The sequence below is a fragment of the Bradyrhizobium sp. genome, from assembly GCF_049581145.1.
In the GTDB taxonomy this organism is placed as follows: Bacteria; Pseudomonadota; Alphaproteobacteria; order Rhizobiales; family Xanthobacteraceae; genus Bradyrhizobium.
In genome coordinates this window covers 1-9374 of sequence record NZ_JBAURI010000047.1, presented here as the reverse complement: position 1 = coordinate 9374, position 9374 = coordinate 1, and the positions used below count along the sequence as shown (strand labels likewise).

The window sequence follows — 9374 nt, the reverse complement described above, 5'->3', positions numbered from 1 at the left end:
CAATGACGGCGAGGGTGGCATTCTCGCTTTGATGGCCTTGCTCGGTGTGAAGAAGCAGCACCGGCCAACCATCGTGGCCTTTGGTCTGTTCGGCGCCGCATTGATCTATGGCGATGGCGCGATCACGCCTGCAATCTCGGTCCTGTCGGCGCTCGAGGGGCTCAACATGGCGACACCCGCGCTGCAGCCCTATGTCGTGCCCGCGGCAGTCGCGATTTTGCTGGCGCTGTTTGCGATCCAATCCCGGGGAACGGCCACGATCGGCCAGATGTTCGGTCCGATCATGCTGGTCTGGTTCGTCACCATCGCTCTGCTCGGGTTATGGGGCATCGCAAAGCATCCCGCCGTGTTCTTGGCACTCAATCCGGTCTATGGCTTGTCATATCTGTTCTCCAACGGAGCCACCGGCTTCCTGGTGTTGGGGGCGGTATTTCTCTGCGTCACCGGTGCGGAAGCGCTGTATGCCGATATGGGGCATTTTGGTGCCGGTCCCATCAAGCTCGCCTGGTTTGCGATCGTGTTTCCGAGCCTGATCGTGAATTACGCGGGCCAGGCGGCGCTGGTGCTCGAGGGCGCGCCGACCGAGGGCAATATCTTCTTCAGGCTTTGTCCGCAGATGCTATTGTTGCCGCTGATCCTGCTGGCGACGATTGCCACCATCATCGCCAGCCAATCCATCATCACCGGCGCCTTCTCGATGACCCGGCAGGCGATCCAGCTCGGTTGGCTGCCGCGACTGCAGATCAAGCAGACCTCGTCGGAAGGTTACGGACAGATCTATGTCGGGGTCGTCAACTGGCTGTTGATGGCGGTGACCGTGGGGCTGACGATTGGGTTCGGAAAATCCGACAATCTGGCATCGGCCTACGGCATCGCCGTGTCGCTGACCATGCTGATGACGTCGGTGCTGTTGTTCATCGCGATGCGCGAGATCTGGGGCTGGAGCCTGCCGGCTGCGGGCGGGGTCGCCGCCTGCTTCCTCCTGATCGACAGCGCGTTCTTCCTCGCCAACCTCACCAAGATCGCCGAGGGAGGCTACGTGCCGCTGATGCTGGCCGTCTCGGTCTACGGCTTGATGTGGATCTGGCATCGCGGCGCGGCCGCGGTTTCGGTGCGCATCCACGAGGCACTGATTCCGATCAAGGACTTCATGGCGGAGATCGCTCGAAAGAACGTGCCGCGGGTTCCGGGCACCGCGGTGTTCCTGACCCGAACCGAGCGGGATACTCCGCCCGTGATGGTCTGGCATGTCAAGCACAACCGCGCCTTGCACGAACATCTCTTCGTGCTGCGCGTCGAGATCCTGTCGGTGCCGTGGGTTGCTGCAACCAACAGGCTCAGGATCGACGAGGTCGCGCCCAATGTCTGGCGGGCCGAAGCGCGTTTCGGCTTCATGGAGCGTCCGCATATTCCTGAGCTCTTGACCACGAGCAAGATGCTCGGATGCACCATCGACGTCGGCGATGTCACGTACTATGTCGGGCACGAAACCGTCGTGCGACGCGAGGACGGCAGGGGCCTGCCGGCATGGCAGGAGCGGATGTTTGCCGTCATGGAACGCAACGCGCAGCATGTCAGCGATTTCTTCAGTCTCCCGAACGACCAGGTCGTCGAGATCGGCAGGCAAGTTGCGATTTAAACCGTTTTCGCGCATGGTTTGAGCCAATAACGGCTGTGCCGAACAAGACCCAACGCTCCGTTTCGAAATCGGCTCTGGACTTGGCCGGTTTGCTTGATCAGTGAGAGCTCGATGATATCGCGGCGTGGATTTATCGGCCTCACGGCGATGGCGCTCGATGCTTCGCCCATTCGCGCATTCGCTCAGGCAGCGAGCCCCGGCCCCGGAGGGATGATGAGCACGCTCAGCGCCTATATGAGCGCGGCCCGCACGCGGCCGCTGCCCGATGAGGTCATCGAGCAGGCCAAGTACCATCTGCTCGATACGATGGCCGCAATGATTTCGGGATCGGAATTGCCGCCTGGTCAGGCCGCTCAACGCTACATCCGCGAACACACCGGCGGCGGGGCGGCGACCGTGGTAGGCTCGGCGCTGACCGCTCCGCCGATCGACGCGGCGCTCGCCAATGGCGTGATGGCGCATGCCGACGAGACCGATGACTCGCACAACGAATCCCGCTCCCACCCGGGGTGTGCCGTGGTGCCGGCGGCCCTGGCGGCGTGCGAGGTGTATGGCATCGACGGCAGCGGTTTGCTGCGGGCGATGACGTTGGGCTATGACATCGGCACGCGTGTGGTGATGGCGATGGGAGGTGCTGCCTTCAGCTACGAGAGCAGCCTTTCCACCCACAGCATCGCCGGGACGTTTGGCGCGGCGGCGGCTGCCGCGAGCGCCGCCGGTCTGGACGAACGCCAGATGCGCTGGGTGCTTGACTACACGGCGCAGCAATCGTCCGGTATCATCGCCTGGCGCCGCGACACCGATCATATCGAGAAGGCGTTTGTCTTCGCCGGTATGCCGGCGCGCAACGGCGTGACCGCGGCCCTTCTGGTCAAATCAGGCTGGAACGGTGTCGACGACATCTTCTCAGGTCCCGACAATTTCTTTGCCGCCTATGCGCCGAAGGCGCAACCCGATCGCGTGGTGGAGAAACTCGGCGAGCGCTACGAGATCGCGGAGACCGACATCAAGAAATGGTCCGTCGGCTCGCCGATCCAGGGTCCGCTCGATGCGCTCGAGACGATCAGGAGCAAAACCCCGTTCGAGGCGGATCAGGTGAAGAAGGTGACGGTACGGCTTGCGCCTTCGGTCGCCACCGTGGTGGACAATCGCGAGATCCCCGATATCTGCCTGCAGCACATGATGGCGGTGATGCTGATCGACAAGACCGTGTCGTTCCATGCCGCGCACGACAAGCCGCGCATGCAGGATGCTGCCGTCTTGAAGCAGCGGGCCAAGGTCGATCTGGTGCGCGACGAGGCCCTCGCCAAGCTGTTGCCGGTGCGGGAGACGGTGGTCGAGGTGGACCTTGCGGACGGGACCCATCTCTCGGAGCGGGTCTCCGCGGTGCGCGGGACGCCGCGCAATCCGATGACGCGCGACGAAGTCATCGAGAAGGCCCGCGACCTGGCGGCGCCGGTGCTCGGGCGTGATCCGGCGACGCGCCTGATCGACACCGTTCTTGACATCGAGAAGCTCGCCGATATCGGCACGCTGCGGCGCCTGCTTCAGCGCAGCTGATCGCTTTGTCCGGGAACCAAGCGCTTCAATAATGCGGGTCGTACATCTGGGACTGGACGAATCCGACGAGATCGTTGGGTGTCGGCCCGCTGGCGAGGCCGCGCTGGTAGGCGACGCCGGCAACCGCCGCGCCGATCTGGGCCGAAACTTCCCGGATCCGCGGCAGCGCCGGATAGAGGCTGCCCTGTTTGAGATCGGCCTCGCTCACGGAGTTGGCCAGCGTATGGGCTGCCGCCATGAACATCTCATCCGTCACCAGTTTCGACCCGCTGGCAATGGCGCCCAGGCCAACCCCGGGGAAGATGTAGGAGTTGTTACCCTGGCGCGGCACGAACGTCCTGCCGTCGAGTGTCACGGGATCGTACGGGCTGCCGCAGGCGAACAGCGCGCGGCCCTTGGTATGCCGATAGGCCTCCTCGGCCGAGCATTCCGCTTTCGAGGTCGGATTGGAGAGCGCGAACACGATCGGCCGCTCGTTGATCTCCGCCATGGTCTCGAGCACCTCGGGCGTGAAAGCGCCGCCGACCGCGGCGACGCCGATGATCGCCGTGGGCTTCAGCGCCTTGATCGCCGTCAGGAAGTCGCCGAGCGGCGCCTGGTCGTGCGCGAAGCGCAGCTTGTGGCCGGAAAGGCCGGGACGGCCCTGCACCACGAGGCCGCGCGAATCAACCAGCCAGTTGCGCCGCAGCGCCTCGGCTTCGGAGGCACCTTCGGCGACCATGGCCGAAACCACCAGTTCGGCAATGCCGGTCGCGGCCTCGCCGGCGCCAAGAAACAGCAAGGTCTGATCCCTGAGCTTGCCGCCATTGACCCGCAGCGCGGAGAACAGGCCGGCTAGCGCCACGGCGGCCGTGCCCTGAATATCGTCGTTGAAGACGCAGGCATCGACGCGATATTTGTGCAGCAAGCGGAAGGCCGAGTGATTGGCGAAATCCTCGAACTGGATCAGCACCCCGGGGAACGCCGCGCGGGCCTCGGTAATGAACTCGTCGACCAGTTCGTCGTAGGCCGCGCCGGTGAGTCGCTTGCGGCGAAGGCCGATATAATAGGGGTCGTTGAGAAACTCTTCGTTATTGGTGCCGACATCGAGCATGACCGGCAGGCAAAGCTCCGGGTGAATGCCGGCACATGCGGAATAGAGCGACAGCTTGCCAACGGGAATTCCCATGCCGTTGGCGCCGAGATCGCCGAGGCCGAGGATCCGCTCTCCATCGGTCACCACGATCAGCTTGCTGCGATAGGGCCAGTTGCCGAGGATCTCCGCGATATGTCCGCGATCGGTGGCCGATATGAACAGCCCGCGCGGCCGCTGAAAGATCAATCCGTATCTTTCGCAGGCGAGACCCACGGTCGGCGTGTAGATCAGCGGCTGGATTTCGTCGATGTGGTCGCAGACCAAGCGAAAGAACAGCGCCTCGTTACGGTCATGCAGCGAGTTCAGCGCGACGTATTTTTCCAGATCGGATGGCAGGCTTCGCAGGTTGGTCAGGACACGCTCGACCTGCGCCTCCATTGATAGCACGGTCGCGGGCAGGAAGCCACGCAGTCCCAGCGCATCGCGCTCCTGTTCGGTGAAAGCGGTGCCCTTGTTGAGCAGCGGATCGCGCAACAGCGCCAGTCCGTGAGGTGACGATGAATAGCGAGGCGAGGGTGAGCTGATACGGTCAGGTTTACTCAAGGCATTTCCCCCAAGGACGTGTGGATTTTTATTTCCGCGCCCGCCGTTTATGGCATGGCTGATGATTTGGCGATACTAACACACAAACCTGATGCCGCAGCGCACCAATGACATGGCGCCCTCGCCATCAGATTTGCTTGAAGTGCACAAAATCGGGTTGACGCGATCCGCATGTTGCAGTGCTGCAAAGCCGCCGCGGGCGCTGTGCGCCTGCTGCGAAGGGCAGTCCGGCTGTTTCTGGGGCAGGATTAACCGCCAGCGAGGAACGACCAAAACAGAGCGATGACGGCAACCGCCATGACGGCGCTGCCGACCCACCCCAGCACGAGCAGCCATGAGCCTGCCTTGAACCGGCCCATCAGCTTCAGGTTGGAGACGATCACCATCATCATTGCCATGATCGGGACCGCGACGACGCCGTTGAGCACGGCGCTCCAGACCAGCATGTGAATGGCGTCGATCCCGGTGAAGCCCAGTCCGAATCCGATGACGGTGGCGGCTGCAATGATCGTATAGAAGCCTTTGGCCTCGGGCGCCTTGGCCTCCAGCGTGGCATGCCATCCGAAGGCTTCGGCGACGGCATAGGCGGCCGAACCGGCAAGCACCGGGATCGCCAGCAGGCCGGTGCCGATGATGCCAAGGGCAAACAGCAGGAAGGTGAACTGGCCTGCCAGCGGCTGCAACGCCTCCGCTGCTTGCGTCGCCGAATTGATGTTGGTGACACCGTGGGCATTCAAGACCGCGGCGGTCGTCAGGATGATGAAGAAAGCGATCACGTTCGAGAAGATCATGCCAACCGTCGTGTCGATCTTGATGCGGTCAAGCGCGACCCGGCCGCCCTTGGCGAGCTCCCGAAGCGGGCGGTCGACCCGGCCCTGATTCATTTCCTCGACTTCCTGCGAGGCTTGCCAGAAAAACAAGTAGGGACTGATGGTGGTGCCAAGCACCGCCACCACCATCAGGAAATAGTTGGCATTGATGGTTGCTCGCGGCCAGATCATCGCGAACAACGCGGTGCTCCAGGGAATCGTGACGGTCAGCGCGGTCGCGACATAGGCGAACAGCGTCAGCGTCAGAAACTTCAGCACCGGCGCATAACGACGGTAGGGCACGAACACCTGCAGCAGGGTCGAAATCGAGGCGAAGATCAGCGCGTGTTCATGCTTGAGGCCGCCGATGACGAGCGCCAGGGCTTCTCCCATCGCTGCGATGTCGGCGGCAATGTTGAAGGTGTTCGCGGCAACCAGCAGAAGCACCAGCGCCAGGACCAGCCAGCGCGGCATCAGCTCCATCACATTGGCGGCGAGGCCGTTGCCGGTGACCCTGCCGATCTGTGCGCTGACGAGCTGGATCGCGATCATGAACGGCGTTGTCAGAAATACCGTCCAGAGCAGCCCATAGCCGAATTGGGCGCCGGCTTGCGAATAGGTCGCAATACCCGATGGATCGTCGTCGGCCGCGCCGGTAACCAAACCCGGACCGAGTGAGCGAAGCGCGGAGCTCGCGGAGATCTTCCGCACAGCGCGACTGTTTCGTGCCTTGGGAGGCATTGATGCCTTAAGATTGTTCCTGCGAGGAGTTAGCCCTTCAAAAGTCGCCGCGGTGGTAAAGTTCCATTGGGCGGAACTTAAGGTGCGGCGACGCGTTCTCGGGTCTCGCCGAATTGCGTGACCGCCGGGGGTAATCTTGTCTGAAGCGGAAATCCACCAGTTTGAGGCCAGTCGACATGCGGTCGGTCGCGAGGCGCTTTTCGTCGGCAGCAGCGAACTGGCCGGCCTGATGAAGCAATTCGACTGGGCCAGCACGCCGATTGGTCCGCCCGATTCCTGGCCTCAGAGCCTGAAGACGGCGGTCAGGATCATGTTGACCTCGCGGCAACCGATATGGATCGGCTGGGGCAAGGAGCTGATCTATCTCTACAATGATCCGTATAAGTCCATCATTGGCGGCAAACATCCCTGGGCGCTCGGACGTCCGACCTCGGTAGTTTGGAAGGAAATCTGGCAAGACATTGCTCCTCTGCTGGACAAGGCCATGGTCGGCGATGAGGGGACCTATTCCGAGGCGCAGCTCCTGATCATGGAGCGCAACGGCTTCCCCGAGGAAACCTACTACACGTTTTCGTACAGTCCTATTCCCACCGACGACGGCATGGCGGGCGGCATCTTTTGCGCCAATACCGATGATACCCAGCGCGTGATCGGGGAACGCCAGCTTTCGCTGTTGCGCGAACTCGCCAGCAGCGCGGCGGGGGCGCGCAGCGTGCGCGAGGCCTGCGAGCAGAGCGCCGGCGCACTGGCGACGGACCTGCTCGACCTGCCTTTTGCAATGATCTACATGATCGAGCCGCGGACCGGCGAGGCGCATCTCGTGGCGCTGTCGGGTATCGCGCCGGATCATCCGGCGGTCGAGCCTGTGATTTCGCTGAGTTCGACGACATCGTGGCCGCTGACAGATGTGCTTCGGCACCATGCGCCGCAGTTCGTGCACAACCTGCCTGACCTGTTCGGGTTCGATTTTCCGAGCGGCGGATGGCGCCAGCCGCCGAACCGGGCCATCGTTCTTCCCATCCTGTCCGGTGGCGAAAACGGCCGACCCGGCTTCATCATCGCTGGGTTGAGCCCATTCCGTCTTTACGACGAAGGCTACGCCGGATTCCTCGACCTTGTGGCGGGCCAGATCACGGCGGCGGTGAAAAATGGCGACGCCTACGAGGAAGAACGCCGCCGCTCCGAAGCGCTGGCCGAGATCGATCGGGCCAAAACCACATTTTTCTCCAATATCAGCCACGAATTCCGCACACCCCTGACCCTGATGCTGAGTCCGCTCGAAGACATGCTGGGCCGGCCTGAGGCGCTGTTGGGCGCGGATGAGCGAACGTTGCTCGGCGTCGTTCACCGCAACGGCACGCGCCTGTTGAAGCTGGTCAACACGCTGCTCGATTTCTCACGCATCGAAGCCGGCCGCATGACGGCGAGCTATGAGGCCACAGACCTTGCCGGCTTCACGGCGGAGCTGGCTGCGAATTTCCGCTCCGCCACCGACAAAGCGGGCCTGCGGCTTCTGATCGATGCGCCAGCTTTGCCGAATCAGGTCCATGTCGACCGCGATATGTGGGAAAAGATCGTCCTGAATCTGCTGTCCAACGCGTTCAAATTCACTTTCGAAGGCGAGATCGGTGTTGCGGTCAGGGTGGCTGCCGATGGCGAGCATGCCGAAATCTCGGTTCGCGATACCGGCACCGGCATTCCGGCCTCCGAATTGCCGCATCTGTTCGAGCGATTTCGCCGGGTCGATGGCGCACGCGGGAGGTCGTATGAGGGCAGCGGTATCGGGCTCGCATTGGTGCTGGAACTGGTGAAGCTGCACGGCGGCGACATCCGCGTCGAAAGTGAGCTGGGGCGCGGCACCGTCTTCACGATCATCATGCCGTTCGGCACCGCGCATCTCTCGACCGGCCGCCTGGACGCGCCAGGTGTCCAGGCATCCAGCAACCTGCGCGCGCAGGCCTATGTCGATGAAGCCATCGGATGGCTGGAAGGAGGCGCTCCGTCCGGCACGGGCCACGCAACGTCATCCGGCGATAGTGGGTTTGCGCACTCCGAGGCCTCGACGCCGAGAGAACGCGTGCTGCTCGCCGACGATAATTCCGACATGCGTGACTATGTGCGTCGCCTGCTTGCCGAGCGTTACGACGTCGAGGTCGTCTCCGACGGCCGGGCCGCACTGGAGAGGGCATGGCGCAGGCGTCCGGATCTGGTGCTGACCGATATCATGATGCCGGGGCTTGACGGTTTCGGTTTGCTGCAAGCGTTGCGCAGCGATCCCGAACTGCGGGATGTGCCGGTGATTTTCCTGTCGGCCCGCGCCGGCGAGGAGGCAAAGGTGGAGGGGCTGGAGGCCGGTGCCGATGACTATCTCAGCAAGCCGTTCAGCGCCCGGGAATTGCTTGCCCGCGTGCGCGTCAACATCGAAATGGCAAATCTGCGCCGGCAGACGCAGGATATGCTGCGCGATGTCAACGAGAGGCTCGAAATCCAGGTTTCGGAACGTACGGCGGAGTTGCAGGCCAAGGAAGCGCGCCTGCGCACGATCTTCGAGACGAGTTATACCTACCAGAGTCTGCTGGCGACCGACGGCGCGGTGCTGGATTCCAACGCGACCTCGCTCGCAGGAATCAATGCGACTCTCGAGCAGGTGGTCGGTGTGCCGTTTTGGGAAACGCCCTGGTTCGCCGGGACGCCGGGCATGCCGGAGATGGTACGCGCGGCGGTAGCGACGGTCGCCGGCGGCGAACCAATGAGGCGGGAAATACACGTCAACCTTCCCGTCGGCGGTTGGCGCTGGTTCGATTTTCAGATGCGGCCGGTGCGTGATGAAAGCGGGCAGGTTGTTGCCATCGCGCCGGAGGCCGTGGAGCTCACCGAGCGGCGGCAGGCCGAAGAGGCCTTTCGGCAGGCGCAGAAGATGGAGGCGATCGGCCAGCTCACCGGCGGC

At 63.0% G+C, this 9374-nt stretch carries 5 protein-coding genes; 3 read left to right on the top strand and 2 right to left on the bottom strand.

Going from position 1 to position 9374, the window contains the following annotated elements; all coding sequences use genetic code 11:
* Positions 1-1639: potassium transporter Kup (locus WCB02_RS01455; RefSeq protein ID WP_423955555.1), on the top strand; the 1639-nt coding region annotated here is incomplete at its 5' end.
* 213 nt (positions 1640-1852) lie between these two features.
* Positions 1853-3199, top strand: coding sequence for an MmgE/PrpD family protein (locus WCB02_RS01450; RefSeq protein WP_423955553.1), 1347 nt, complete (start codon positions 1853-1855; stop codon positions 3197-3199).
* 25 nt (positions 3200-3224) lie between these two features.
* Here WCB02_RS01450 and WCB02_RS01445 read toward each other — a convergent pair whose 3' ends face one another.
* Together WCB02_RS01445 and WCB02_RS01440 are read right to left on the bottom strand one after the other, a co-directional pair.
* The gene (locus tag WCB02_RS01445; RefSeq protein ID WP_423955550.1) at positions 3225-4877 is read right to left on the bottom strand and encodes an NAD-dependent malic enzyme; all 1653 of its coding nucleotides are present in this window, start codon (positions 4875-4877) and stop codon (positions 3225-3227) included.
* A 248-nt stretch (positions 4878-5125) separates the two neighbouring features.
* A complete protein-coding gene (locus tag WCB02_RS01440) occupies positions 5126-6427 on the bottom strand; it encodes an NRAMP family divalent metal transporter (RefSeq protein WP_423955548.1) in 1302 nt (433 codons plus the stop codon).
* Between the two features lie 136 nt (positions 6428-6563).
* On the opposite strand from WCB02_RS01440, the gene WCB02_RS01435 reads away from it, so the two are divergent.
* Positions 6564-9374 (top strand): response regulator (locus WCB02_RS01435; protein ID WP_423955546.1); only part of this gene is annotated, 2811 nt, incomplete at its 3' end.

What these genes read in the sequence shown, in the direction of transcription:
- WCB02_RS01450 (WP_423955553.1), top strand. Translation starts at nt 1,853, where the DNA reads ATGAGCACGCTCAGCGCCTATATGAGCGCGGCCCGCACGCGGCCGCTG.
- WCB02_RS01440 (WP_423955548.1), bottom strand. Translation starts at nt 6,427, where the DNA reads ATGCCTCCCAAGGCACGAAACAGTCGCGCTGTGCGGAAGATCTCCGCG.